At 60.8% G+C, this 24,477-nt stretch carries 31 protein-coding genes; 1 reads left to right on the top strand and 30 read right to left on the bottom strand.

All coding sequences use genetic code 11. The annotated features are described in order from the left end of the window. Window positions 1-29 precede the first annotated feature (29 nt). Genes HUO07_RS17790 through HUO07_RS17755 form a run of 8 tightly spaced genes read right to left on the bottom strand, consistent with a single transcriptional unit; the run spans window position 30 to window position 6,429 of the window. Window positions 30-692 (bottom strand): DUF4376 domain-containing protein, encoded by a 663-nt coding sequence (locus tag HUO07_RS17790; protein WP_176304677.1) that lies wholly within the window; start codon window positions 690-692, stop codon window positions 30-32. 9 nt (window positions 693-701) lie between these two features. Beyond that, window positions 702-1,562, bottom strand: a complete 861-nt coding sequence (locus tag HUO07_RS17785) for a tail fiber protein (protein WP_176304676.1) — start codon at window positions 1,560-1,562, stop codon at window positions 702-704. Continuing rightward, window positions 1,556-2,149 carry a YmfQ family protein gene (locus HUO07_RS17780; protein ID WP_176304675.1) on the bottom strand — a complete coding sequence of 198 codons (594 nt, stop codon included), beginning with the start codon at window positions 2,147-2,149 and terminating at the stop codon, window positions 1,556-1,558. Before HUO07_RS17780 ends, HUO07_RS17785 begins: the two co-directional genes overlap by 7 nt. After that, the gene (locus HUO07_RS17775) at window positions 2,140-3,198 is read right to left on the bottom strand and encodes a baseplate J/gp47 family protein (protein WP_176304674.1); all 1,059 of its coding nucleotides are present in this window, start codon (window positions 3,196-3,198) and stop codon (window positions 2,140-2,142) included. The genes HUO07_RS17780 and HUO07_RS17775 overlap by 10 nt, the downstream gene beginning before the upstream one ends. Before the next feature lies 1 nt (window position 3,199). Continuing rightward, a complete protein-coding gene (locus tag HUO07_RS17770; RefSeq protein WP_176304673.1) occupies window positions 3,200-3,637 on the bottom strand; it encodes a phage GP46 family protein in 438 nt (145 codons plus the stop codon). Next, a complete protein-coding gene (locus HUO07_RS17765) occupies window positions 3,637-4,227 on the bottom strand; it encodes a phage baseplate assembly protein V (protein ID WP_176304672.1) in 591 nt (196 codons plus the stop codon). Before HUO07_RS17765 ends, HUO07_RS17770 begins: the two co-directional genes overlap by 1 nt. Then, the gene (locus tag HUO07_RS17760; protein ID WP_176304671.1) at window positions 4,221-5,273 is read right to left on the bottom strand and encodes a phage baseplate assembly protein; all 1,053 of its coding nucleotides are present in this window, start codon (window positions 5,271-5,273) and stop codon (window positions 4,221-4,223) included. The genes HUO07_RS17765 and HUO07_RS17760 overlap by 7 nt, the downstream gene beginning before the upstream one ends. Then, on the bottom strand, window positions 5,266-6,429 hold the full coding sequence (locus HUO07_RS17755; RefSeq protein ID WP_176304670.1) for a DNA circularization protein: 1,164 nt from the start codon (window positions 6,427-6,429) through the stop codon (window positions 5,266-5,268). Before HUO07_RS17755 ends, HUO07_RS17760 begins: the two co-directional genes overlap by 8 nt. 35 nt (window positions 6,430-6,464) lie before the next feature. Between HUO07_RS17755 and HUO07_RS17750 the strand changes: the two genes are divergently transcribed. Further along, complete coding sequence (locus HUO07_RS17750; protein WP_176304669.1) at window positions 6,465-6,935, top strand: hypothetical protein; 471 nt, start codon at window positions 6,465-6,467, stop codon at window positions 6,933-6,935. 2 nt (window positions 6,936-6,937) lie between these two features. On the opposite strand, the gene HUO07_RS17745 is transcribed toward HUO07_RS17750, so the two are convergent. The 22 genes from HUO07_RS17745 to HUO07_RS17640 form a co-directional block, all read right to left on the bottom strand. After that, window positions 6,938-8,803 carry a phage tail tape measure protein gene (locus tag HUO07_RS17745; RefSeq protein WP_176304668.1) on the bottom strand — a complete coding sequence of 622 codons (1,866 nt, stop codon included), beginning with the start codon at window positions 8,801-8,803 and terminating at the stop codon, window positions 6,938-6,940. A gap of 65 nt (window positions 8,804-8,868) precedes the next feature. Beyond that, complete coding sequence (locus HUO07_RS17740) at window positions 8,869-9,309, bottom strand: phage tail assembly protein (RefSeq protein ID WP_176304667.1); 441 nt, start codon at window positions 9,307-9,309, stop codon at window positions 8,869-8,871. Continuing rightward, on the bottom strand, window positions 9,309-9,656 hold the full coding sequence (locus HUO07_RS17735; RefSeq protein ID WP_176304666.1) for a phage tail tube protein: 348 nt from the start codon (window positions 9,654-9,656) through the stop codon (window positions 9,309-9,311). The genes HUO07_RS17740 and HUO07_RS17735 overlap by 1 nt, the downstream gene beginning before the upstream one ends. A 39-nt stretch (window positions 9,657-9,695) precedes the next feature. Next, the gene (locus HUO07_RS17730) at window positions 9,696-11,180 is read right to left on the bottom strand and encodes a phage tail sheath subtilisin-like domain-containing protein (RefSeq protein ID WP_176304665.1); all 1,485 of its coding nucleotides are present in this window, start codon (window positions 11,178-11,180) and stop codon (window positions 9,696-9,698) included. 3 nt (window positions 11,181-11,183) lie between these two features. Next, window positions 11,184-11,438, bottom strand: a complete 255-nt coding sequence (locus HUO07_RS17725) for a DUF2635 domain-containing protein (RefSeq protein ID WP_176304664.1) — start codon at window positions 11,436-11,438, stop codon at window positions 11,184-11,186. Between the two features lie 2 nt (window positions 11,439-11,440). Further along, window positions 11,441-12,004, bottom strand: a complete 564-nt coding sequence (locus HUO07_RS17720; protein WP_176304663.1) for a phage protein Gp37 — start codon at window positions 12,002-12,004, stop codon at window positions 11,441-11,443. Continuing rightward, a complete protein-coding gene (locus HUO07_RS17715) occupies window positions 12,004-12,417 on the bottom strand; it encodes a gp436 family protein (protein ID WP_176304662.1) in 414 nt (137 codons plus the stop codon). Before HUO07_RS17715 ends, HUO07_RS17720 begins: the two co-directional genes overlap by 1 nt. Before the next feature lie 3 nt (window positions 12,418-12,420). After that, the gene (locus tag HUO07_RS17710) at window positions 12,421-12,978 is read right to left on the bottom strand and encodes a hypothetical protein (protein ID WP_176304661.1); all 558 of its coding nucleotides are present in this window, start codon (window positions 12,976-12,978) and stop codon (window positions 12,421-12,423) included. A gap of 64 nt (window positions 12,979-13,042) precedes the next feature. After that, window positions 13,043-13,945: a Mu-like prophage major head subunit gpT family protein gene (locus tag HUO07_RS17705; protein WP_092826005.1), complete on the bottom strand. Its 903-nt coding sequence runs from the start codon at window positions 13,943-13,945 to the stop codon at window positions 13,043-13,045. A 14-nt stretch (window positions 13,946-13,959) separates the two neighbouring features. After that, window positions 13,960-14,397: a hypothetical protein gene (locus tag HUO07_RS17700; RefSeq protein ID WP_092826003.1), complete on the bottom strand. Its 438-nt coding sequence runs from the start codon at window positions 14,395-14,397 to the stop codon at window positions 13,960-13,962. Window positions 14,398-14,437: 40 nt separating this feature from the next. Beyond that, window positions 14,438-15,553, bottom strand: coding sequence for a phage protease (locus HUO07_RS17695; protein ID WP_176304660.1), 1,116 nt, complete (start codon window positions 15,551-15,553; stop codon window positions 14,438-14,440). Window positions 15,554-15,626: 73 nt separating this feature from the next. Continuing rightward, window positions 15,627-16,655: a hypothetical protein gene (locus HUO07_RS17690; RefSeq protein ID WP_176304659.1), complete on the bottom strand. Its 1,029-nt coding sequence runs from the start codon at window positions 16,653-16,655 to the stop codon at window positions 15,627-15,629. 175 nt (window positions 16,656-16,830) lie between these two features. Then, window positions 16,831-17,277 carry a phage virion morphogenesis protein gene (locus tag HUO07_RS17685; RefSeq protein ID WP_176304658.1) on the bottom strand — a complete coding sequence of 149 codons (447 nt, stop codon included), beginning with the start codon at window positions 17,275-17,277 and terminating at the stop codon, window positions 16,831-16,833. Further along, window positions 17,277-18,506 carry a PBECR2 nuclease fold domain-containing protein gene (locus HUO07_RS17680; protein WP_176304657.1) on the bottom strand — a complete coding sequence of 410 codons (1,230 nt, stop codon included), beginning with the start codon at window positions 18,504-18,506 and terminating at the stop codon, window positions 17,277-17,279. Before HUO07_RS17680 ends, HUO07_RS17685 begins: the two co-directional genes overlap by 1 nt. After that, window positions 18,506-20,089: a DUF935 domain-containing protein gene (locus HUO07_RS17675; protein WP_176304656.1), complete on the bottom strand. Its 1,584-nt coding sequence runs from the start codon at window positions 20,087-20,089 to the stop codon at window positions 18,506-18,508. The genes HUO07_RS17680 and HUO07_RS17675 overlap by 1 nt, the downstream gene beginning before the upstream one ends. Then, complete coding sequence (locus HUO07_RS17670; RefSeq protein WP_176304655.1) at window positions 20,083-21,621, bottom strand: terminase large subunit domain-containing protein; 1,539 nt, start codon at window positions 21,619-21,621, stop codon at window positions 20,083-20,085. The genes HUO07_RS17675 and HUO07_RS17670 overlap by 7 nt, the downstream gene beginning before the upstream one ends. A 97-nt stretch (window positions 21,622-21,718) precedes the next feature. Continuing rightward, window positions 21,719-22,267: a DUF3486 family protein gene (locus HUO07_RS17665; RefSeq protein ID WP_176304654.1), complete on the bottom strand. Its 549-nt coding sequence runs from the start codon at window positions 22,265-22,267 to the stop codon at window positions 21,719-21,721. Window positions 22,268-22,269: 2 nt separating this feature from the next. After that, on the bottom strand, window positions 22,270-22,569 hold the full coding sequence (locus HUO07_RS17660) for a VpaChn25_0724 family phage protein (protein ID WP_092829167.1): 300 nt from the start codon (window positions 22,567-22,569) through the stop codon (window positions 22,270-22,272). Then, window positions 22,570-22,911: a DUF2730 family protein gene (locus HUO07_RS17655; RefSeq protein ID WP_092828295.1), complete on the bottom strand. Its 342-nt coding sequence runs from the start codon at window positions 22,909-22,911 to the stop codon at window positions 22,570-22,572. Window positions 22,912-22,929: 18 nt separating this feature from the next. Then, window positions 22,930-23,523, bottom strand: coding sequence for a 3TM-type holin (locus HUO07_RS17650; RefSeq protein WP_176304653.1), 594 nt, complete (start codon window positions 23,521-23,523; stop codon window positions 22,930-22,932). A gap of 3 nt (window positions 23,524-23,526) precedes the next feature. Further along, entirely contained in the window at window positions 23,527-23,889 is a 363-nt protein-coding gene (locus HUO07_RS17645) for a D-Ala-D-Ala carboxypeptidase family metallohydrolase (RefSeq protein WP_092829161.1), read from the bottom strand. A 109-nt stretch (window positions 23,890-23,998) separates the two neighbouring features. Continuing rightward, a complete protein-coding gene (locus HUO07_RS17640) occupies window positions 23,999-24,466 on the bottom strand; it encodes a hypothetical protein (RefSeq protein ID WP_176304652.1) in 468 nt (155 codons plus the stop codon). Window positions 24,467-24,477 lie beyond the last annotated feature (11 nt).

The raw sequence follows: 24,477 nt of genomic DNA, 5'->3' as shown, positions 1-24,477 counted from the left end.
CACCGCCGGTGGTCACTCCCTTCTACGCTTTATTCCGCATTGCTCCATTCGATGGCTTCCAAGCCTTCCCGATCCTCGGCCTCCAACGCTGAGTCGACCTGCGCTTTTAGCTGCCAGCTTTTGCCATACTGTTCGCTGACGTGGTCTTGCGCAGCGTCGGCGAGGGCTAGCATATCGTCGGCGGTTAGCTCATACGTGGCGTTGCTTTTTGCCCGGAACTGGAAGGTTTTATCCGGGTGCCGCTGGGCGGATACCGCTAGGCCGGTGAGGTTTTCGCGGTCGCGTTGGCGAGTCTGCACGACGTCGTCAGTATCGCCGAACGTGTGGGTAAACCCATCGTCGATAGCAGCATCGCGGGCGCTTTCGATCTCGCGCTTTTTCTTTGCAGCGACGTCGGCGAGTGATTCGGGCGGGGCTTCGTCGAGAGCGTCAACGGGTGGCTCGATGCCTAGCTCGGTGATTTCGTGGCGTTCGCCGTCGTCGGTGTAGTAGACGTGGCCTCGGTAGTCGGGCACCACTTCCCAATCGTCACCGGCCCAGCGGGCAGCTTCGTGCTCTCCGGTTGAGGGTGGAGCGATGTCGGTCGCGCCTGCGGGGATGCGGGGTGTTTGGCGCATCGGGTCGGCGGGTGCGTCGCGGCCAGCGGTGTTAATGACTGTGCCGTCGGACTGGTTGATGTCGTAAATCAGCATGACGCCTCCTTAAATTTTGGTGAGCCAACGCGCGGCGTTGTTACTAGGGCGGTTTTCAGACCCACCCACAGCAGACGTACTTTCGCCGCTGATAATGTCGTAAGCCGCACTTGATCCGTTTACGTTGAATGGGAGACCATTATTCCCCCCGTTAACAGTTGGCATTGAGCTGCTAGTCCCGCCTTTAGATCTTTGAACCGACTGAGGATGCGCATGCGCTTTCAGCATGTCGGCTTGATGTTCAGCTAATCCGCGACTGCCGTTCGGGTCCCAGCCACGCAGGAACTCGTTTTCATCGCCGGGCATGCCGAACGTGGTAGCGCCGTCGCCCTCGCCCCATGTAGTGCCGAATGCCGCGAAAATACGGCGGTAGTCTTGGCGCGGAGCGCTTTGCCATCCGTCGTTGGGTAGATAGCCCTCTGGTAAATCTTCACTGCGCCACGCTATGGTGGTTCCGGGTTTGACGCCGTCCCAGCGCATCCAGATGTGGGGTCTATTGGCGTTGTCGGTGGGGTCAACGCCCTGGACTGTGCCGTCCTGGTCGCGGTCGTAGAACTCGTATAAGACGCCGTCGGAGCCTCTGCAGGTTTCGCCGGTTTCGTAGGTGCGGCTCTCGCTATAGTCGGCGAACTGGCCGCTTGATTTAATAGCGCCAAGAAGTTGATCCAGATCCTCATGATCCGGTGTCAAACCCGCTTCTACGACGACTCGCCGTAGGCTTTCGGTGATCATGTGGTACCAGTACGGCCCCGGCTGGGTGGCTGGGACGCCCTGGGCGGGGTTACCGGCGGTGGGGTAGCCGCTGCTCGGGTCAGCCGGTGGCTGGGGGGCCGAGTCTGAGGCGTTGCGTTCGTAGACACGATCTACCATGAGGTTTCTCCATAGGCGAAGATCAGGATGGAATGGGCGGGGGCGAGGCGCTCGAATACGCATTCAAGGCGCTCATTGCCCCAAGTGGCCAGGGCTTCGTTGACGCCGCTGTTGACGGTCAGCTGGCGCACGGTTTCTTCGGCGGCGCGGACGGTCCAGGCCCAGCGCCAGTCGATACCGCGTATCGGCTCGCTGACGTCACTGCCTACGGTGTGGGCGGTGTAGTCCTCGACCTCGATGTCGTAGCCGAGATCAGCAGCGAGGCCGATGAAATAAGGGCGGCTAGCACCACCGGTGCCGGTGAGAACGCGCACCACGGCATCTTGCCGCTCGCTGACGGTTTGCTCGCCGGTGACGCAGGGATCGGGCATTGCTGTGACGCGCTCCCAATCAGGCAACAGCTCCGATGTGGTGCGTGGGTCAGCTTCCTCATGCAGAGACGCCGCCCGCCCGTCAACGCGCGAAAACGCACCCGCCCGCGCCTGAGTGAGCCGCTGCCACTGGCTACCCGACTCGCGGGGCAGCGCCCGTCCTGGTGGTGCTAGGGCGTTGAGCTGGTTGGCGTAGTCATTGCGATTTAGAGCCATGTGATAGCTCCGCGCACGGGGATCTTGTTAACGCCGTGGGTGACGTTGCCGCTTGGCGAGTCCAGCTCGTGGCGGCTGTCGCCAGCGGCGACGTAGATAACGCCGGAGAGCTGCTCACGGTAGAGCGTGCCGCCGGGTTCAGCGGTCTGGCCGAGGAAGTCATCTAGCGCGGCCTGCACACGGCTGCGGGCTTCTGCAGTGTCCGGTGTGAGACGAATGGCCAGGTTTAACGGCTCGGCCTCCGGGGCAACGGCATAGAACCCGCGTGCGGTCACGGGGCGAACGTCGTCGACATACTCATCCACCGCCTGTACCACGGCGGGTGTAGGGATGATGTCGTCCAGGTCGTCGCACACGAAGCGCACGGTCACTTCGCCGATGTCGGGCTTATGACGGTATACCCACACGCGGGTGATGTCTGGGTGGGCTTCGCGTACCCACATGATGTAGTCGTCGGCATTGCCGCCGTGGGGCTGGCGCTGTATGCGCTCAAGCAGCCGTTCGCGCAAGCGTTCGTCGCTCTCTCGCTCGGCACCGCCGGTCAGGCCGTCATCACCCACGGTGGCTTCGCCGTCGATGCCGCTGATGGCACGCACCAGGCGTAGGGTTTCACCGGCGTCCAGATTGCCTTCATCGCCCGCTTCAACGGCCGTTACGTTGCCGGTGGCCTCGCCGTTGGCGTCCAGGGTGACGGTGTCATCAAGCGTGTAACGGATGCCGTCTTGCTCGAATTCCTCACCTGCCAGCAACTGCGCCTCTGGGTTACCGGTGAGCAATATCGGGCCGGTGGCCGCGACTTCGCCCTGGCGGTAGATGCGCCAGATGCTCGCCCAGCGTTCCAGCCATTCGGCCTCGGCGGTGTCGATTATCAGCTGCTTGGCCAGCCACGACAGGTAGCCGTAAAGGCCGTGAACGGCCCCTGCGTCTACATCTGCAATCACGCGCAGCATGGCGCGGCGTAGCGCCGGGTTGGCGTCGGAGAGCCGCCCGCGCATGTCGGCGCGGATCTGTTCGGCCAGCTCATTTAGCGTTGGGGATTGCCAGGGCATATTAACTCCACACGTACTGGTAACGGTCGGCTAGGCGGCTGCCATCGCCGCGCTTGATGATCACTTTTAGCCAGAGCACGTCGCGGTCAAGGGTCTCGGCGGTGACGTCGATCTCGGTTGCCACGCCATCCTCCAGCAGCCAGTCGAGTGCCTCGCGGGCGTAGGCCTCGGCACGGCGGCGCACTTCCGGCAGTTCTTTTTCGCGGCCTAGCAGCCAAAGTCGACTACCCCAACGGTCGCCGTCTTCATCGGCGATGGCATCGGCCCACCAGCCACGGCGGTTGTCGGTGCCGTCGGGAATGATGTCGTCTGGCTCGGCGCGCCGGTCGCAGAGCAGCGAGAGCGCCACGGCGGTACGCAGGCCGTCGTCGGTGGCCAGGTCGCCGTCGATGAGTGCGACGTCCAGCGCCTGGTCCAGCCAATCCAGGGTGATATCCATTAGCTCATCTCCTGGTTGGGCGCTTCGGTCGGGCCACCGCTGTCGTTTTCATCGTGATCGTGGCCGTTATAGGTATCGCGCATACCCTGCATGCTGCCGGTGCCATCGCTGACCTGGCCGTTTGCTTTGATGTTGCCGGTGGCAAACACATCGGGCGTATCCAGGGTGATCGAGGTGCTAGCGGTGATCGTCACCAGGGGAGCGGTGACCTCGACCGCTGAACCGGCGTTTAAACGCACGATGCGGCCCCGGTTAAACACCAGTTCATCGCCTTCATCCGTGTAGAGCGCTACTTCACCCTTGGCTAGGTTCCGCTTGCGGTAGCGACGGTCGGTGGCCACTAGTGCGACCAGGTGGCCACGGGCACCGCCCACAGCAGCAGCAACGGCTTCGGCCCCTTGCAGCGGGCGAGCGGTGAAGCCATAGGGCTCCATGTGTTCCACTTCGCGGGTTTCATCGCGCAGCAGGTCGAGCTGGAGAATTTGCAGCCCTTTGGCACTGTCGGTGCGGGTGACCACGGCGCGGCTGATCAAAAGGCGCAATCGACGCCACACCGGACCGAGCAGCTTGGTTGTCTCGCGGCCTACCATACGTCGCTCTCCCGTTCCGGCTCTGGTGCGGCTTCAATGTCGTAGCTACTCAGCGGGGCGACGCGGATCTCTGCACGCTCGCCGCGCTCATCGAGCAGCAGCTGCACTTCGGTGATCAGCCACTCGACGGGTTCGTCGAACATCCAGGGGTCGCGGATCGGCACAAGGTCACCGGGTCGCCATAGGCCATCTTGATGACGCCAGCCCGCCACTGTGTAAGTGATGCCGCGCGACTGGCCCCAACGGCGGCGCACTTCCCATTCGGCGCGTTGGCGGCAACTGGCTGAGTCGGTACTGGTATCGCAGAGCACCAGGGTCGGGCGGTAGCGCTTGATGCCTTCATCTTTCGCGCGGCCAGAAGCCCCGCTAGCCTGGGCACCAAACCAGGTGTCATCGGTCGCGCCTTGGCCCTGGACGATCACCTCGCCGAAGCGGTCACGGTCAGAAAATCGGCCACGGGCCACACGGATGTTCTCGCCCAGGGCCAGTTCGGTCTTAAGCGTGGCGCGCGGCGGGCGGGTCAGGACCAGGCGGCCTTGTTCGTCAGCCACTAATAGTAAGGCGCGGTAGCTGGCGATCTGGCCCAGTGCCTCGCCGAAGGTTTGACCCGGCTCGACTTCAAGTGCCCGCAGCGGTGCGCCGACGTCGACTTCGGCTATCACTTCAATATCAAACGGCTTGGCCACGCGCTGAGCCACCTGGAGCACGGTTTGGCCGGTTTCCCAGGGCTGGGCGGTGCTGGATGAATCGACCAGGTCGGCGGTTTTAGAGCGGCCAGAGACGACCAGGACGTGCGATTTGGCGTCGTAGCTGGGCAGCACGTCATTAATAAAGCCAGTGATCACCGGCTCGCCGTCGATCTCTACGACGACGGGCGAACCGGTGCGCAGGCGGCGCGGCGCTACCGTTGAGCCGTCGCTCTTGGCCCACTTCTCGGAGAGCACCAGCTCGAAGCTATCTGCCATCTCATCCAATGAGCGGCGAATCTGGATTTCCTTCCAGCCGAGGTGGCGGGTGCCGTCGACGATCAGCGCGAGTTCACTCACTCAGCACCTCCAGGCGTTCAGCCGGGACATCACCAGGGTGGCGCACGCGGTTGCGGCTGATGATGTCACCGTCGCGTTTGGCGTCGCCGTAGAGGCGATGAGCCAGCACCAAGGCAGGCAGGCGCGCCCCAGGTGTGTAGTGCCGTAGCGAAGGCAATGCCGTACCGCGACGGCGCAGATCCTGCACGGCGGCGGCGCGAAGCGACACCAGGCGTTGGGTGGTTTGCGGCAGCGGCGGCACGCTGCCGCTGATCTGCTCGGTTATGCCCCGATGCACCGCGTCGAGCGTTTCGCTGGCGGCGTCGCGCGTGGGGTAGCTCCACTCGGCACTGGCCTCGGCCAGCTCGACCGCTGCCGCGCGGCGCACCAGGGCGACGGCGGCATTCTGGGCGCGGATCTGGGTGGCTTGGGGTAGCGGTGCGCTCGGCGGCACGCTGGCCACCTCGCCGTTATCAGTGCCAAACATCGCGCTATAAACGCCCAGGGCTCGCCCCGGCTCGCCGAACATGTTCTTGATCTGGCCAATGCTGGAAAGGATCGCCGCGCCCAGCTCGGTGGGGGTGCGGATCAATCGACTGATCGTGCCGGTGATACCACCGATGACGCCTTCGATCTCACTGATCGCGCCCAGGATGGTGGCTTCCACGGCCGCGACGCGGTCGGCGGCCAGCTCGACGATCTCGAAAGCGGCGACGAATTCATCCAGAATCGCCAGGCGTGATGACTCGGCCGCTGTGCCAACTACTTGCTGGGTATCCGCCACGGCCAGCGGGTAGCGCGGGGCGTCGTCGGCGCGTACAACGGTTAGGCTCACACGCGCCATGCCGCCTTCGCGGGTGCTTTCCGTGATGCGCGGGTCGCCGGTGATCACCACGCGATGGGTGCCGTAGTAGCTGTGGCGCATCTCGAACGCGCCGGGTAGCTCCAGGGCTTCGGCTAGCTGGTTGCGCTGGATGTCATATTCTTCGCCCAGCAAATAGCCGGTGACCTGCCACTCACGCGTCTTGCGGCCGAGGTCTTCGACGTAGGGCTCATCGCGCAGCGGGTATTCATGCACCTGCACCCGGCGGCCGGGGCTGATCGAGCCGCGCTCAAGGTACAGGGTGACGCCGCGAAACATGGCCGTGCCGTCGCCGATTCGATCACGCCAGCTCATTGGGCTACACTCCGTTGACGCAGGGAGGAAGAAGAATGAATAAATCGATGTTGATTGGTGCCGGTTTTGCAGCCGCTGTTGGCTTGCAGTTTGCGGGTGGCGTGGTCGGTGATTCCCTCAGTGAAGGGAATGACAGCGACAATTTTGTGATTGATATGCAGTATGCGAGCGATGCAACCGAGGAACAGCGCCAAGGTGCCAAGAATGCACTGAAGAACTTTATCGACTCCTGTCCTCATGTTGATGGCGTCTTTAAAAGCCGAATAACCGAGCCTGAAGTTAGGCTTATCGACTCGATGCACTACCGCGAGGATAGATATGGCTGGACTTGGGAGGTTCATCTCCAGTTCGTCGTGGATAACGATGGTCGAACTGCCAGCGGCCATACCCTGGACTATTACATCTGGACCGACGGATGGGTTGTGCAAAAAGCACAAGGAGCTGAGTTTTGCGGGAAGCAACCAGAGCATATGAAAGAAACCTACGTGGGTTTTGATAAAAGCTAATCTCACTGCCACGTCCTCCAGTTACCCAGATCCACATCGATCTCCGGCCCGCCCTGACCTCGCTCAGCGCGGGCGTCTTTAACTCGGCCGTCCTGGTCAACGAAGATGCGCAGCACGCTTTCGCCCGCATCGCGGAAGGTGTCCACTGAGTTACGCCCGTACTCCATGACGGCTTGCTTGGCCGACTCCCTGGCCAGCTCTACGTAGTTGCCGATCTTGCCGCCGGTTTCGGTGCGCTCGACAGCGTCCTCGATCAGCCCGCCAATCCCCTGAGCCGCCAGCACGGTGCTGATGGCCGGAAGCGCGCGACCAACCGCGACGGTGGAGCTGTTACCAACTCTTGAGGCGGCGCTAAGCGCCTGGCTGGAGAGCCTGGGCTTTTGGGATGTGGTTGGTGCTGAGGTTGTGCCACCTGTGCGCGTAGTCGGCGGGGTGTAGCCCCCGCCTTTGCGGGTACCGCCCGTTCGGCCTGGCGAACCACCGCCGCCCAGGGCACCCATGTTGGTCACGAATACGGGCACCGGGGCCATGCTGCTGGCGGCGCCTAGCCCACCGGCGACGCCGCCAGTGGTGGAACGGCCCATAAGCGAACCGGCTCCACGGCCCAGGTCTACGCCCAAACGGCCCAGCGAGCGCAGCGCATAAAGGCCTGCCACGCCACCTGCGGTGATACCGGCAATCTTGAGCCAGCGGTCGACGGTCTCCTGGTCCAGGCTGTTCAGCGCATCGGCAGCGTCCTGGATGTACTCACTCAGGTTGGTGTCCGCGAAGTCTTGCCAGGCGCTGGACAAGTTACGCATTGACCCCGCAGCGGTGTCGGCGGCACGGGCTGAGTCGCCCATGGTGGTAGTGCCGTCGCCTTGGACCTGTAAAAATCGCTCAATCGAATCGACGGAGCCTGTTAGGTTGTACTCAGACATGATTGCATTGAAAGCTTTAAGGGCTTCACTATCAGGAAACGCCTCCGACATCCTTGATGCCTTTCCCTCCGAAGCTTCAACAAGCTCTACCATTAGCTCATTAATGGGCCGCAATACCTCACGGCCTTCCTTGAGCGACTCTGGGTCAAATATCTGGACACCACTCAACCTTGTGATCTCAGACGCCTTTTCCGCGTTCTGGAAAGTACGAAGTAGTGCCTCAAAGGAGCTAGCCGCACTTTGCGGATCTCCAGCGCCCTGCATGATGACCTGAAGCGCCGCGCCCATCTCTCGAATTGCTTCGGGGCCAGTTCTTCCTAATGCGGTATAGGCGGTCACAACACGCGGACCCAACGATGCGAGGTTTTGCAGTGTGAAGGCACCTTGCTTACCTTGCTGATTGAGCGTGTCAATCACACCCAACACCTGCTCAGGCGCACGGATATCCATTTTTTGGAACTCGGCCATAATCTGGCCGATGTTGGTCCCCTCAGCACCAGTGGCAGAGATAGCGGCCGCGATGTTACGGATGTTATCTCTGGCGAATTCCAGGTCGCCGGTTTTCTCTACGATGGCTTCGATGGCACCGGTGATTTGTGAGGGGTCAACGCGAATATCCGGCTCGCGGGCGGTCTCGAAGATCTGGCGGCGAAGCTCTTCCATTTCCTCCGCGCTTTTTTGGGACTGGATACCCAGGCGGGTGAAGCGCTCCTCCAGGTTGACCAAGTTGCGCACCGCGCCAAAGCCTGCCGCGCCGGTTGCCAGCGCCACCCAGCGGTTGCCAACGCGGTCGAGCTGGCGTCCGACAGCGCCGGTTACGCGCTGCAAGCGTGTCATGTGGCGTTGACCGTTGTTGGCCATCTGGCGCATGGCCCCCTCGTAGCGGCGTGACTGCCGCTCAAGGTTGCCGCGCAGATCCATCACCACCGAAGCGCGTAATTCGCTCATTTCAACTCCTGGCCTGGTTCATATAGCCGAGTAGCCGGCGCAGCGTCATGCCGCGCTGATCGGCCTCACTCCATCCCGTTCGTGTCGCGATCACCCACATCAGCTTGGTCAGATGCTGGGCGATCGCTATCGCCTCGCCCCCGCTGCGTCGCACCCTCCTGTGTCTGGGCCACAGCGGCACCGTCGAGCTGCTCGCTCTTGGCCAGCAGCAGGTTGAGGTCTTCAGGGTCGAGCCGGTGCATCAGCTTGAGATCCAACGGGCCGGAAACGTCGCCGATGCTGACGATCTGGCGGCGCAGTACTTCAACGCCGACGCGGGATGGGCTAACCACCAGCATCGGTTCGAAGCCACCCTCAGCGTTGGGTACCATCATCAACTTCTCGGCGGCTTCCTGTGCTTCGAGTACGTCGCCAGCGGATGCTTCGCGCAGCACCGCGTCTTTACAAACGGCCTCGCCAATCTTGAGGCCGTGGATCAGGGGAACGCTTATTTTTGTGCCTGCCATTAGAGTCTCTCCACGCCCATGCCGCCCCAGTTAAGGCGGATGTTGCCGCCGGTTAACTCGACGGTGTCAGTCACTGCGGCACGGCGCAGCATGTAGGCGTCGTTGGTGTCGGTGGTGAAGATCACCGTGGCATTGGTGATACGACCCAGGGCGATCAAGTCGGTATCGGCGGTGTGGCGCACTGTGGACGTCAGCGAGGGAGCCTCGGGCGTTTCGCGGTAGCCCTGCGGCCCGCGCGGGCCGTTGATGAACTCCCGACTTGACCCACCGAGGTTCAGCGTTGAGTCGACGTCGGTGAGCATCTCCGAGCCGTCGACTTTCACAGTGGCTTTGCCTGTCAGTTTCATGGTGTATGCACTCCTTAAATGGCGGTTAATAACGCGCCATTAGCGGCGGAATTGGGTCTGCATCGCGTGGATGCGGTACTGTCCGACCAGCTTCGGCGAGTCGATCACGTTGAGGCGCGCCGGGTTGTCGGGGTCGATGTTGGCGCTCAGGCTCTCGGCGTAACCCTCGTAATCCTGCACCCAACCCTTCTCAATAAAGTCTAGATAGAGGTCGAGCAGCTCAGCCTTGCAGACGTTGGGCGTCATGATCGGCTGGCCAGCGCCGTAGAGTGCGGCGTCGGCGTCGGTGGCCAATTTGTGGCGCGGGTACTTTGAGAGAATCCGCGAGATCTGTTCGTAACGGATGCGCTCCAGGGTTTCCGGCGTCTGGATGTCCAGGTAGGCGTCCGACTCGATACCGGCTTCGTTAACCTGGTAAGTAGTGATCTCGCGGTTGATCTGCACCGTGCCGTCGTCGGCGACGGTAAACGTCGCAATGCCATCAAACAGCAGCAGGTTGCGCTCGGCCTTGGTCCACTGGTCTTCCTTGCGTGGGCCGATGAGGCCGGGCAGCGCCAGGTATTGCAGCGGGCGGGCCGGGTCATTGGTTAGCGAACCGGCGGCGACCATCGCGTAGGTGACTGCCCAGAGGTAGGTAGGGCTAACCGATTTGCCTGTGCCCATCACTGACAAATGCTCGCCATTTAAAGCGCTGCCGAAGTCGCCGGTCTCAGAGAGCGTTCCCCGGTAAGCACCGAATGCGCGGCTGCCCATCTGCACCATCGGGCCGAAACGACGAGTAAGCTCGGTATTCAGCTCATCCAGGTTGGCGGTGTCGGTATAAGGGCAGGCGATGTAGTGGTACCACTCATCACCCATGGCCGCGATGGCATCGCCAATGTCCGGGTTGCCGTCGCCACCGTTGAGCTGGCTGATCTCGAACGTCACGCCGTCGAGGCCGCGCTCACCTTTGGCGTTAAACACCAGGTGAATATCGTTGCCGGTTTCGCCTGCCCATTTGCAGTCCAAGTTGATCTTGGTGGCATCGGTGCCGTCGATAGTGGCCGTTACGGGCACTCGGCCTTCGTCGTTGATGGCTTCGACCAGGGCCTCGGCAATCGTCTCGGCGCTATCGCTGGCTTCAACACCGGCGCGTACACGGTAGCCGCCGATGTACAGCGCCACGGTGCCGCCGCGCAGGGCGGTACCGGCGACGCTGATGGAGCCATTGGCTTTGGTGCCTGCTGCCGCGTCGTCAAGGGCGAGGCCGTAGGTTTCCATGTAGGGGTCGATCTCTAAAGCGGCGCGCAGCATCTCGGCGATCATCGAGCCACGCCCGTAGTAGCGGTCGGCCTGCTCGCCACTGGTCACGCGGTCAAGGCTCAGGGCGTCTTTCTCGCCTGAGTTGAAGCGCTGGCCCATGACCAGCAGGCGGGTTTGCCACACGCCCGAGTTGGCCAGGCGCGCGTCAAACTCGATAAACACGCCCGGAATGCGCAGCGCTGAGGGGATGTCGTTGAAGACACCGGCGGTGATATCAGCCATGGGTTACGACTCCTGCTCGCCAGCATCGGCGGTTTTAGCGGTGGGTTTTGCGGTGGCTTTGGCACGGCTGGGCTTTGCCGGGGCCGAGGCTTTCTTCAGGTCGCCATCGCGCAGACGGCGGCGGATGTACGGCGTTAGCTCAACGTGCGCGCCCTCAGCGGGGATCGGCTTACCGTCGCTTTCGCGGCGCACCAGCAGCACGCCCTGGTCGGGCTTCTTGGCATCGCGCAGGCGCGGTTTAACGTAAATGGATGGCACGGTTAGTCCTCCTCGGGTTGGGGTAGCTCGACGCGGCTTTCGGTGTCGGGATCGTCTTCGCCGCCGATGTGGTGAGTGCCGGTGTAAAGCTCGAAAGGGTTGAGGTCGTTAACGTCAAACGCTGCTGGCCATAGCACCTTCAGCCGGAATGCGGCGGCGTAAACCACCACGCCTTCCTTGTCGAAGTGATCGGCGTAGAGGTTGTCGATGCTCTCAAGCGTCAGGCTGCCCACATCAGGCACAGTGAGCGCATGCACGGCGGGCACCACGCATTCGAGCAGCTCGTAGGCACCCACTTGGCGAGCGTTGCCACGGCGGCGTTCGCGCTCCCCGCTGGCGTGGCTAGTCACCACGTACACCACGTAGCGGTTCTGTGTGGTGGGCTGGACGAGGTCGCCGTCGCCCCGCGCACCGCCCCAGGCGACAAACACGCCAGGCACTTTGCGCAGCGCGGCCTTGAGGGTGTTCTTATTCCACTTGCCCGGCAGGTCTTCCACCGTCTTGACGTGATCGTCGAGCACACGTTTGCAGCGCTCGATAATGGCGTCTTCAATCTTGGCCAGCATTAGAAGCCACCCCCGCCAAACACGCGGCGGCCGGTTTCCATCATCACGTTACCGGCGCTTCCCGCTGCGCTTTCCGATGAGGCGATACCAAGCCGCACTTCGCCCTTTGCGACGCTGCGTAGGAACTTCACCGCGTCGTTGTATCGCTTGGTGACCTGCTCGGTGGCGCGGTCATCGGATAGCCGGTAACGGGCGATATCACAGGCGTAGGCGGTGATGATGCGCGGCACATTGGAAAGCGGCACGGTGTAGCCCGCTGCACTCACGTAGCCGTCGATCTCGCCGCTGGCGTCGGCAATAGCGCCATCCAACACAGGGGTATCAATGGCCAGGCCGGTATCGTCGGAAGCGAGGTCAAGCAGCTCGTTCTCGCCAAAGCGCTCGATGAGGTCCGCCTGAGTGCAGTAGGGCATGGGTTAGGCCTCCGAGGTGGTGGCGTCATCAACCGGGAAGGTGCAGTCGGTCACTTCCAGGGCCGGGTCTTCGCGCAGCTGCTCCAGCTGCTCTTCACTCAGCAGCTCCAGCGCAATGCCGACACCCTCGCGGTTGAAGCGAAAGCCCGCCCGACGGCGGCTTTTGACGCGGCGCTTGGTGCGCACGAATACGCCAGGCAGTTCCTGAACCGGCGGCAGCGCGTTGCCAGGGCCGTCGCCCGTGACGGTATCGCCCTGGATCTCGGTAGGCTGAGGTGCTGCCGTTGCCGCGTCTGCGTTCGCCTGGGCTTCCTGGTCAGCGCTGGCCGCTCCGGAATCCGCCAGTGTTTGTGTTTCAGGCACCGGCTGGACTGCTGCCGCGTTCGCTTCCGGCGTGGGTTGCTGAGACGCCGCATCAGTGCTCGTTGCAGAGGCTTCCTGGTTGGTCTCCGGCGCGCTGGCTTCGGCTGTCGTTTCCGCTACCGGCTCGGCTTTCGCCTCGGTCGGTTTCGCCTGGGTGGCCTGCTTTGCCTTTGTCGCGGTGGTTTTACGTGTTGCCATGGGGATCTCCGTTGCGCAGTGCCCGCCGGGGCAGGCACTGCGAGTCATCACCGGTTAACGGCCGTTAGGCGCTGGCTAACCAGGGGTTGAGAACAAGCGTCGAGGTATTGGCCCATTCGTTGGTCTCACCGCCGCTGGCCAAGGTGTTTTGCAGCACCTTGCGGGCCGCGCCTTCCATGCTGGTGGGCACCATGGTGTGCGTATGGCGTAGCCCTAAAGGTTTGCCGTAATCGCCCTTGAACTTCTGCAACTGCTCACGGGCTGCCTTGTAGTTGGCGGCATTGAATTCCTGGTTGGAGCGAACCGCGAGCATCCAAAGGCCAGGACCTGCATTGACTCGCGCATCGGTACCGAACATGAACTCATCGGTCATGAATATCTTGGAGTCCATGAGGTCGGTGAGGGCGCGAAAGTTGTAATCTCGGCGGCGTTGAAACACTACCGGCTGGATTGCCCTTGAGCAGTCCATCACGTACCAAGCATCACCGCTGCCACCCATGTCGTTGCTTACAGACACTTCCTTGCCATCCTTATCCAGCATGGGGTGGTCGGTATCAAACAACGGCTGTCCGTCAAAACACTCAGGATTGGCTTCGATCATCTCGACTGCCAACTCATTGGGGTGCTCGCGCGAACTGCGCCCGAACTCCTCGAAGACGGGAGCCCACAGGCCGTAGGTGTCATCTTCGATATTGTCTCGGGGTACGCCAGCAGTTAGCTCGAACTTGCGGTTACGAATCGAGAAGTCGCTACCCTCTAGCCCGTGAATAACGCGGTCGCCCAACCATTCGCGCATACGGGGTAGGCTCTTGAGCCACGGGTAGACTTCAACAGCAGTGGTGGAAGGCACCACGGTACAGAAGGTTTCGTACAGCGACGCTTCTGGCCCCAGCGAGCTCTGGCCTTGTTGGAAGTTCGTGCGGTAACCCTTGAACAGGGCTTGTAAATTTGCGCTTGTCAGATCCATGCGAGTGTCCTCAATTACACGCTAGCGGCAACGCCGTTAGTCGGGTCGATGTTGACCCACACGCCCGCATCGTCGACGTCGTCGACAATGCCAGCGGGGGAGCGGGTATCGGTGTCGGAGGTTTTGGCGACCGTCTGGTCATCGACGATGTAGCAGACCTTGCCGATATCAGCGGCGGTGATTTCATCGGCACCGGCGGAGTTGGCCAGGTGGAAGTTGCCGCGTTTCACTTCCACGACTTCGTCACCATCCGCACCGTCGGTGTTGTCCTGGTAGTGTTCAAAAACACCAGCAGCAACAAGGCCGGTGGCCGTCTTACCTGGCTCTGTAAAACCAGTGGCATTGATGACGGCGATGGTGCCCGCAAAGCACTCGGCAGCAGCGGCGACTAACAGTCCGCGTGACAAGCCCAGGCGATGCGGTGTGTTTCGGTTCTTGGTTGCAGCGGTCACGGGGTGATCCTCTTGCCTATTGGGTTAGTGCTGAGCCTGCTTATTCAGCGGGCGCGGGATTGGCGGCGCGGTACTGTTCAGGCGTCAGGCCCATGGCTTTGCAGACGGCCAGCTCTGATTCGTCGAGCTTGTCGTCATCGCCGCCCTTGCCACCGTCGGGCTGCTTGCCCTGGGTTTGGGTCTGGCCGGTTTTTAGCGCGGCGATGCTGGGCGCGCCTTCAAGGTGGGCTTTGCACGCGGCAATGCCTTGCTCGCGCAGCCAATCGGCGGTGGCTTTGCCGGGAATTCGCCCGTCGTCGAGGCCTTCCTTGATCAGCGCGTCCAGCTCGGCGGAGTTGCTGTTGGCTTTCAGTGCGGCCAGCTGGTCGGTGGTCTCTTTGAACACCGCAATGGGCACGTACTGGGTCATGTCCGGCGGGGCAGTACCGCTTTTTGCCTTGAGTGCGGCCACTGCCTCATCCGGTTTTGCGTCGTCTTTGGCACCCAGAGCCTTGCGGAATGCGGTGGCATCGTCGGCGGCGGATTTCAGCGCGGCGATGGCGCTGTCGATCTGTTCGTCGGTGGCGTCCTTCGCCAGGCCGAGTGCGGCAATCAGTTGTTCACGGTCCACGGTGTCAGTCTCCTCGGAGGGTTCGTGCGTTACCGACATGCGCGCAGCGGCAAGCTGCGCGGCACCTTCGTCGATGGCGGGGGTGTTGGTTAACGCCAGGTGCAACAGGTCGAGCGGCACACCGTTGGCGTCGTACGGGAAAACAGGGGAGAGGTAGCGGTATTCGGGTGGCTCACCATTCGGGCCTTCAGCAATGGCAGCGCTGGCACGAGCCGTCCAAGAAACCGCGCCGTATAAGCCATCGTCCCGCCATTCAAGCGAGCGCGGGTCGACCCAGCCAGCAGCGGGCGCGCCCTGGCCGTTCTTTTCGGCGTAAAGGGTTTGGTGTTCGTAGTCGATGACGATATCGGTACTGCGCGCAGCTGCCAGGCGGATAATCGCCTGGGCTTGCTCGGCAGATAAGTACCAGGGGCCAGTGCCCTCAGCAGCCCCACGCGGTGCGTGGAAGTTGCCAGCAGGCATCAGGCGCGTTTTGTCGCCGGAGGTTTGCACGCGTAAGGCGCAAACGGCGACTTTGGTCTGAGTGTGAGGGCTTCGTGTTGTCATGCCCCCATGATCGGGGGCTTAGGGCGGGGCGTGGATTTAAAGCGCTTTAGGAGTTTTTGGGTGCTGAGTAGCGTTATTCGTTACGTGCAGGAAGCTGGTTTGGATCAACAGGTTCAGCACTGATGACTGTAGCTCTGCGAATCTCATCACCTAACACGCGTGCGTTAATGGAGAGCCTGACCGGTTGCTTGGCCCACTCCGCTTCACGGATGGCTTCTCTATGACGATTATCCAGCGTTTCATCTTGCACGGTGGCAATGAACTCATCACCGTTGGCTTCATTGCTGATACGGATTCTGAATACATCAATTTGAGACGCGTCGACAACACGAACACGGTACAGGCCATCAAGCCTGATTTCTTTTGCTTCACGTCGAGCGTTTTTGGTCAGCTCCTGTGCCGTCTCACCTTCTATTGTGAGACCGCCTATTGAGGATTCATCAACATGGCGCACAGACTTAACAAGACTTCGCTGTGCATCATCAGCATATTCTCGAATATTTGACGCTCTGGGTTCGTCACGTGTCGCCTCCGCCAGGATCTCCATACGCCTTACATCAAGCTCATCGGCGTATTGTCGACTCTCAAGCTCAGCGATGCGCTCTTCGGACTGAAGCTCGGCAATTCGTGTTTGTCTACGATCTTCGAAGTAGTTTTTGGTGAAACTGTTCCCGAAGTAAGCCACAGAAACTATCAGAGCGATTTTGACCAAGCTTTGAGGTGTCACTTTGTCACCCACTCGTGCAACGAAATTTTCCAATAGTGCTTGAACATCGACATTGAAGCGTGAACTGCCTTCATCAACGCTGATATAGAGTTCGAGAGCTTCGCGTTCCTCTCTGGTCAGCTTGTTGACGTTGACAGTATTGTAATTGGCCAACGCGTAGGTCCGGTAAATGGCCGTTTGGAATTCAATAAACCCCTTCATAATGCTTGGAGTTATTGTTCCTTGGTAACCCTCTCCCTTGACGATAATTTCCAGATTTGGCCATCCGTCGAAATGGACGCTTACATGGTCTGGTAGTCCGCCTTGGCTTGCTAATTCAAGCGCATCATAAGCATCTTGCTCTGATCGAATAACGATTTCATTTTGGTTTGTCACTCCGCCCCCTGCGTCCCTGGCCCATTATTTTTTAGCAGGAGGTCACTATAGCGCCCCAAATCCCTGCCGTTAAGCTCGCTTAATCAAAATCTAACGCGGGTCTAACGCGCCTTGCGGGGAAAAGTCGGGCAACGTAGCGGGTAAGGGCTTAGCGGCGCTCACAGGGCCGCGTTGATTATTCGCCCAGTGGCTCGCCCAGGTAGTCCAGCAGGGTCTCTATCGCGTTCTCTTCATCGTCGCTTGAGAAGCCTAGCCAGTTGCGCTCGGGTATGCCGCGTTCCTCATCACCGAAATGCATGCTGGCACCGTAGATGCGGTCGGTGCCGTATTCGAGATAGTCCGGCCCGGCGTCATAGCGATTGGTGTCGCGCAGGTAGCCGTTGAGTACCAGGATCTCATCCTGGCGTTGAGGCTTGCGCTTACGGTACGCGTCGGAAAGTGGCTCCCACGGGTCACCGCTGGGCGAGACCTGCTCATCAAAGCGTTCTCGGGTAGCTCGGTCCAGATCTTCGCCAATGGCAGCCATGGCGGGCTGGGCGTCAAGGCCGCGTTTGTTGAGTTCGCCGAGGGCGCGCATGACCTTGTCATCGTCAATGCGGAAGTCGAGTTTGATACCTGCCATTATTCTGGCTCCTGATCACCACGACGATATAGACGAACGCCACGACGCCAGGCTTCCAGCTCACTGGCGCTTTCCAGGCGTTGGCCGGACCAGCCGTCGCGGCCCCAGTCGACCATGAACAGACCTTCCTCGCCTCCCTCGAGCGCGAAGCGCGCCAGGTAACGACGCCGCAGGCGCGGGCGTTCGCCTTCGATGGTTTCCAGGGCCGTCCAGATTTCGTCCGGCTCGCGCAGGGTGCGGGCCAACGCGCCCAGGTGCTGGCCATCCCTCGGCAGTGACCAGCCGCCGCGACCGTCGCGGAACAGATCCTCACTGATGGGTAGCGACTCTCCGGTTGCATCTGTAAAGCGCCTCACTTCGCCGCCGCGCTGTGTGCCAAAGCGTGCCAGGAACGCATCCACGTAGCGCTCTTCTGGCTGGTTGGCTTCCAGCAGTTCCTCTGCCTCCTCGGGGTAGTCGGGCATGGCGTCTTGCGCCTGGCGGTTAGGCATTGTTGTACCGGAACGTGCGCCGGGTTGATTGGGGTGTGGGGTAATACCCCTTGCGCGCCCGCTTCCGGGGCGGTGATCAAAGCCGGGGTCGATGCCTTTGGGTACGCGTACGGTACGCGGGTTGGGGCCGTTCTCGCCGATGGTGCGCTCGACGTACTCGATCTCGGGGCCTTGCTCCGAGACCGTATAGCCCTCGCGCTCAGCCTGGCGGCGGCTGATCATGTACTTTTTGCAGCTGCAGCCGTAGCCATTCTGTGGTGTCCAGCGATCCCACCAGGGATCATCCAGCGGTACCACGCGGCCATCATTGGCCAGGTGGGCGGAGCGCGGGTTCTCGCTGCCGCCATGGCGGTACAGCCCAAAGGGGCGAAGACGGCGCAGCTCCGGGTCTTCCATCTGGCGTTCACGCCCGGCGGCGTAGCTCTGGCGCAGGTTGGTGTCGTAGATGACGCGGGTGCGCCAACTACGGCTGCCCTTGTAGGCCCAGCCGTGGCGCTCGACGATCTGGTCGAAGTCCTTACGGAAGTCGGCCAGCGTCTTGCCTTCCTCAATCATCGTTTGAATGGAGCGCTGAAAGTCCTCAACGATGGCCTGGCGGCTGGCACCGGCGACCATGAACGCCTGGTCATTCTCTGCGCCGTACACATCCGACCAGGTGTTGGTGGGGATGGCCACCTTTTCGCGCATGGCCTCGATCTGTTCGGCAAACGGCAGCGAGCCAAACTCAGCAGCGGGCATTAGACCCCCTCGATAATGTCGTAGCGCCCTGCGACTTGGGCAGCGGCCAGCGCTTCGGTCATCACTTCGGCGAAGTCTTCAACCGGCAGGTCGGGGGCCAACTCGAGCAGGCGGTCGCGCAGTTCTTCCAGGCTTTCGACTTCATCGACTAACGCGCGGATACGCTCTACCCAGGGTTCGAGTGCGGCGTCGCCTTCTCGCTGTAGGCGCTCCAGTTGGAGATCAGCGGCGTCTGGCTCATTGCTATCGCCCAGGCGAAGGGCCGCAATCCTGTTAGCTTGAGGCTGTGCCAAACGCAGCGCACCAAAGGGGCTTGGCGATGCCTTTGGCATTAACACCTCTTCACCCTCGGCCGCTTTCGGTATGCCGGATTTCTCGTGGAACCACCACATTGGAATGCGCGCGCCCATATCGACGATGGTCGGCAGGCTCTTGGAGAGGCGTTCCAGGTCTTCGGTCTCGCCGGTGTCGAGGTAGAAGCGCGGAGCGCGGCTGGGCTTCTCGATACCGAAGTTCAGCGCCGCCATGGGCCATAGGATATTCTTGCCGATGCTGCCTGCGTACTGGCGGGCATCGGAGCGAATCAGGCTCATTTGCCCGCGCTCATGCACGTTGCCCAGGGCGTTGGTGTTGGTACCTTCGCCGGTGCCGCTGGTAAGCGTACCGCCCAGGATCGCCTTGGCTTTGGCGCGCTCGCACCAGTCCATCATGGCTTTGTACACATCGGCGCGGCCGCTAGCGGCCTCCAGGAAATCGAGCGACATACCGTCTGGGATGATGCCCGCCGCGTTTTGACCCAAACTAACGACGGCCCGCAGCAGTGTGGCTTTCTCTTTATCGGTGGCGTTCTTCGGGTACTTACCGATGCGGGCGGGCATGCCGTAGATTTCGAGCAGTTGCGCCAGGTCGCCCAGGGCGTAGTTTTGAAACAGGTACGGCCAGGCCAGCATGCGGTGTAAGCCCATGCGCGCCACATATCCCGCCTTGGCGCGGTGACGGTGCTGAATCCAGCCCAGTGGCCATAGCTCGGCCCCGGTGGCGCTCATGTCCCGCAGGGTAATGCAGTTCTGGTCATCCGGGTGCAGGCGGAACCATGAATGCGGGCGCAGCGTAGGCTGCTCGATGTAGCGCATCGCGCCATCGCGACCCCAGGCAAGCTCCAGGTTCGCCCAGCCGTGGCCGATGCCGGTGCCTAGGTCCAGGATGAGGTCTTCCACCTCGATACCGCTGAACACTTCCGCCGCTTGCTCGGCGGCTTTCTTCTCGCGTGCATCCGCGCCGTCCGGCGGGACGATCTGCCATTCACGCTCTGCACTTAACTGGCGGCGCTTACCGAGGTCGGCTCCTATCTGCGGGTCTTTCTCCTCCATGTCGTCGAAGAGTTCAGACTGCGCTTTCAGGTCGCCTTGCTCGGCGCTTTCCAGTATCTGGTAGAGCTTGTGCGGGTTTAGCCCCTTGGTGGGGTGCTCGGCAAATTCGCGCTTGAGCTGTCCAACGCGGGCATCCTGGGTCTGTTCCTCTTCCAGCGCCTGACTGCTTTCATTCCCAAACAGTTTTTTGATGAGTGCTTTGGGGCTTACCATGCGCCGCCTCCTATACCGAATCCGGTGTGTTCAATGTCGTCGCTGTCGTCATCCTGGCGGGAAACACCAGGCAGGGGCGCGGGGGTGAAGTCGATGGGGGTCACGTCCATCAGGCTGGCGTAGTACGCCAATACCAAGGCAATAGCGGCGTCGCCGTGACGGTCTTTGCTATCGCCGGTTTTGGCATCGGGCAGCTTGGGCACGCCCTTGATAACTTGAAGGGCGCGAAGGTCATCGACCACGTTGCTGTCGCGGGGAAGGCTGATCAGCTCATCTTCAAACGCGGCTTTGAACGGGGGCATGTTGTTCAGGTACCAGCTCTGGGAAAGCATCACGACGTCGACGATGCTGCCGTAGCGCTCCGCTGCTTGCTCGGCCAAGTAGTTACCGTTGCCACGCCCATCCAACGCACCGCCTTGCAGCCGTGGCAGGCGATCAGCAATAAAGAACAACACTTGCTCTTGCTGCTTGTACGGGACGTTGCGTAGTTCGACCAGGAACGGCACCTGGCGCAACAACTGCTGGGTGATGGCCATCGGGGCAATCACGGTTAAATCCCCGCTGCGGCCAAAGTCTTCACCAAAGCAATGAGCCAACTTAGGGTCGAGTTTTTCCAGTAGTGGTAGCAGGTGTTCAATGCACCAGGCGTTGATCTCTAGGGCGCGGTAGTGCTCCGGTACCGCGTTGAACTCGGCACTGCCTTCAAAGCGAACCACGGGGGCCTCAACCATGCGCGCTTCGATCATTGCGCGAGAAAGGTAAGCTCCGCCGCCCGCTTTGGGTACGCAGTAGTACTCTTCCAGCGCGTCTTCCCGTGTGGCCGTATCGGCCAGCAGGTTAGCTTTCCACTGCTCTTCGGCTTCCAGGCTCCAGGGCTTGCCACGCACTTGGCAAATACGCTGGTACAGCCCTTGCTCGCAAGCGTCATCCAGGGTGATGCGGTGAATGCTATAGCGCTTCTTACCGGCGCGACTGTCCTGAATCAGCTCATTGAACAGGTTCTCGACGCCGTTGTGCGTGCTGATCAGACGCACCTTTGAGCCCCACATGGTGAGGGCGAGCGCAGCTTTGAGTACCTCTGCCAACTGATCGTGGTGGGCGGCTTCGTCAATGGTGACGTTGCCCTGGCGGCCCCGCATGTTGCTGGGGCGTGAGCTGAGCGCTTGGATCTTGAAGCCGCTGGAAAAGTGGATAGTAAAGGTGAGGATGTTTTTATCCTCATCTTCGTAAAGTTCTTCCTGGATGTGCGAGGCGGCGCGGTTGAACGCCTTGGCCCACATGGCACAGGCATCGATAAACTCGATGGCCATGTCCTTGTTAGAGCCCACGTAGAAGTGATTGGTGCCACCGGCGACCTTGGACCGACTGGCCGTTAGCACGGCGTCCGCCGCTTCAGCCCAGGTCAAGCCGGTACGGCGACTCTTCTCGCCTAGTTTTAGGTCGGATTCGTCTTCGATCCAGGCTTGCTGGTAGGGCAGTAGGACGGATTCAGGTAGCGCGGTTGCGGGCGCTGTTGAAGGTGCGGTGGTCATTTGCTTAAGAGCCCCCGAACTAAAGCGGCCACAACAATCGCCCAGCCGAGGCTATCACCAGCATTCACAATGGCTTCTGCAATGGTAAGTTCTTCCATTAGGCAATCCCCAGTATGTCGCGCTTGATAGCGTCGATGGCGTCGCGGCTCATGCCCTGCGTGGCCATGCTAGTCTCGGCCTTCTCCGCTGCCTCTTTAGCCACTTCCACACGCAGCTCTTTAGCCCATTTCTTTTGGCTCAAGGAAACGCGGCCAATATCAGCCAGCGCCTTGGTCACGCTGCTCAGGTGCTTGGCCGCTACGTCGGGTTCATGCTCGGCTTTACGCATGGCGATAGAAATGCGCAGTAGCTGGTCTTGCACGATCCTGGCAGTGGCGTCGATAAGATGGCCACTTTCGTCTTCGCCTTCGCTGGCCATAGCGCGTGCTAGCTCGGTGGTTTTACGCACGTCGCCCATGGCCTCTTCAAACTCCTCCTGGAGATCCTTGCCATACCGATGCACGGAGCTTTTGGAAACGTTATAACCGCGCTCGCTGAGCCACCCGGCTAACGACTCATAGCCCTGGAAGCCGCTGCTCACTAGCTTTTCGTTTAGCGCTTCACGCACTTCGGGCGGTAGGTCAAACACCTTATTGCGAGGCGGCATGATTAAACCCCTGGGCGCGGTTTGGCGACGCCGGGTACGTTGGCCAGGCCTTCAGCGCAGTCGGCACCGCGACCGGTCAGGGTGATCAGCCAACCGGCGCGGGGTTGTTGAACAATCACCAGGTCTTGTTCTTCCAGCCAGGCCAGGTCGCCGTGCAATTTGTCGCGGCTGACGATGTGCGCATACGCGCCTTTGAGCTCATCGTTGAGCGAATACTCGTTAGTTGTGAACTGGTTGCGGCGGGCCAGAATGCGCAGGATCGTCAAGCGACGGCCCTCTGTTTCAAAGTCGTGGTAGCTCATTTATCGTTTCCCTTTTTCCGTCAGCAGGTACTCATGCAGGCGGTTGAGCAGTGCCGTGGTGCTCTGCATCTGGGCGCTAATCTGGGCCATGCCTCTGTTCATCTCGGCCAGTTCGCTGCGCAGTGCTTCGATCTCGGTGTAGCCAGGTCGGTTTTCCAGCGTTTGCTCCAGGCTTGAGACGTGTTTGTCCACTTCATCAATCCGCTTGTTGACCTGCGTAATGGCAGTGCCAGTGGCGCGTGTTCGATTGGTCCACCACACATATACCGCGACACCGCCCATTAAGACTGCCTGGGCAATGTCGAAGAACAGCTTGGCGGCCGCCCAGTTGATTAACTCCATGACGTTCCCTTTGGTTGGTTACCCGCCAACGCGCTTGACGATGGCATCCATAAAGCCCGCCTTGGGCGCTTGGCCTGCCGCCACTTGTTTATCGCGGCTTCGGCAAGAAACGTTCACCCCAAGCATGGCCAGCGCAATGCCCCACATTGGCGTTAACGCGGTGACGGCCTGGGCGACGTCGCCAGCCTGACCAGGGGTGGCGACAATCGACCAGGCAATGGCCATGCACTGCACCACCCAGGCAAGCGCGGTGAGGTAGCCAAACGTCGGCCGCCAACGTCGCACATAGGCATCGTTGCTGGCCGCTTCGGCACGCATGGTTTTGTTCACTTCGCTCAGGCGCACGCTTTCCGCTTCCAGCACCATGCGGGTGAGCGTTTGCTGGTGTTCGTTTTCCAGCTTCTGAAGCTTGGCGTTAGCCTCGGGATCGCTTTCGAGCATCTGGGTAATCGATTCGGGATTGGCATCGGTGCCTAGCGCTTTAGCAATCATGCCGATGGCGGCTCCAGTGGCCGGGGTACCGATCAACGAACCAAGCAATGGCGCACCCTTGGAGACCGCGCCACTTAGCGCTTCGGTGTCGATATTGCCGAGTAGACCTTTCAGGCTCATTGCTCACCCGCCCCAGCGGGCAGGGCCGCTTGTGCGTGTATCCACGTGGGTGAAGGTGTTGTACCGGCCAACACTGGCGTCAGGGTGCTGGGTTTCGATGTATTCGGCGACCTCGGCGGGGTCAACGCCCTGGACGCGGATATCCGCCGCGCGGCCTAGCAGGTGCTGGCTGGCGGCGGCACCACCTACCTTGCGGTTGTAGGCTTCACAGCGGCAGCCGCTGTTGATGGTGACGGGTACGTCAAAATGGGTGCGGATGTCTTCCAGCAGCACCAGGGTTTCTAGGTCGACGGTATCGAAGCCGCAGCCGCATTTACACGCGAACTCGCGGCGCTGAAAATGGTTGGACAGATCGTTGCGGGGCATTGGAGTGAGCCTCATTGCATGGGTGGCGAAAGCACGTTGCAGTGAGGTTCAGGCTAGAGGGATTGGACTAGGCGGCGGGAATCAAGCGGTTTAGGAGTTTTGGGAAGGGTCAATCGATTTTAAGGTCTTTCTTGGCAATGCTTATCAGATCCTTGATGCAAGATTCTGCCGCTTCATAGCCTATCTCCAAGTGTGAATACCAGTCTCTAGCGCCATTCTCTTTGACTAAATCGCTCTGAAACTGTTTAAGCCTTTGCACTGCCTCAGTTGAGACGCGTAAAGCTCCTATATCTATTGATCTTTGTATTTCTTCAAGTGCTAGATTTGATTCCAGTCTAAGTCTGCGCGCGGTTTCCTCAGGGACCTCACGGTAAGTTTCAGCGGCTTCCAAGTGATGAGTTCGGAGCCTTTTGATTTTATGTAAAGCTTCAATGATGCTTTCATAGGCACTGGTCTTTTTCTCCCACCATTTCTCATTCCGATAGCGTTTCAAAGAAAACCATACGCCTGCCCACGCGCCAATGAGGCCAACGAATGCGGAGGATGCAAGACCGGTGAGTGCTTGGATATCAATCATGGTGTCATTGC

The sequence above is a fragment of the Vreelandella maris genome (assembly GCF_013371085.1).
GTDB classification, from domain to species: Bacteria; Pseudomonadota; Gammaproteobacteria; order Pseudomonadales; family Halomonadaceae; genus Vreelandella; species Vreelandella maris.
Note: the sequence above shows the minus strand (reverse complement) of the source record. Positions and strands in the feature narration are given on the sequence as shown.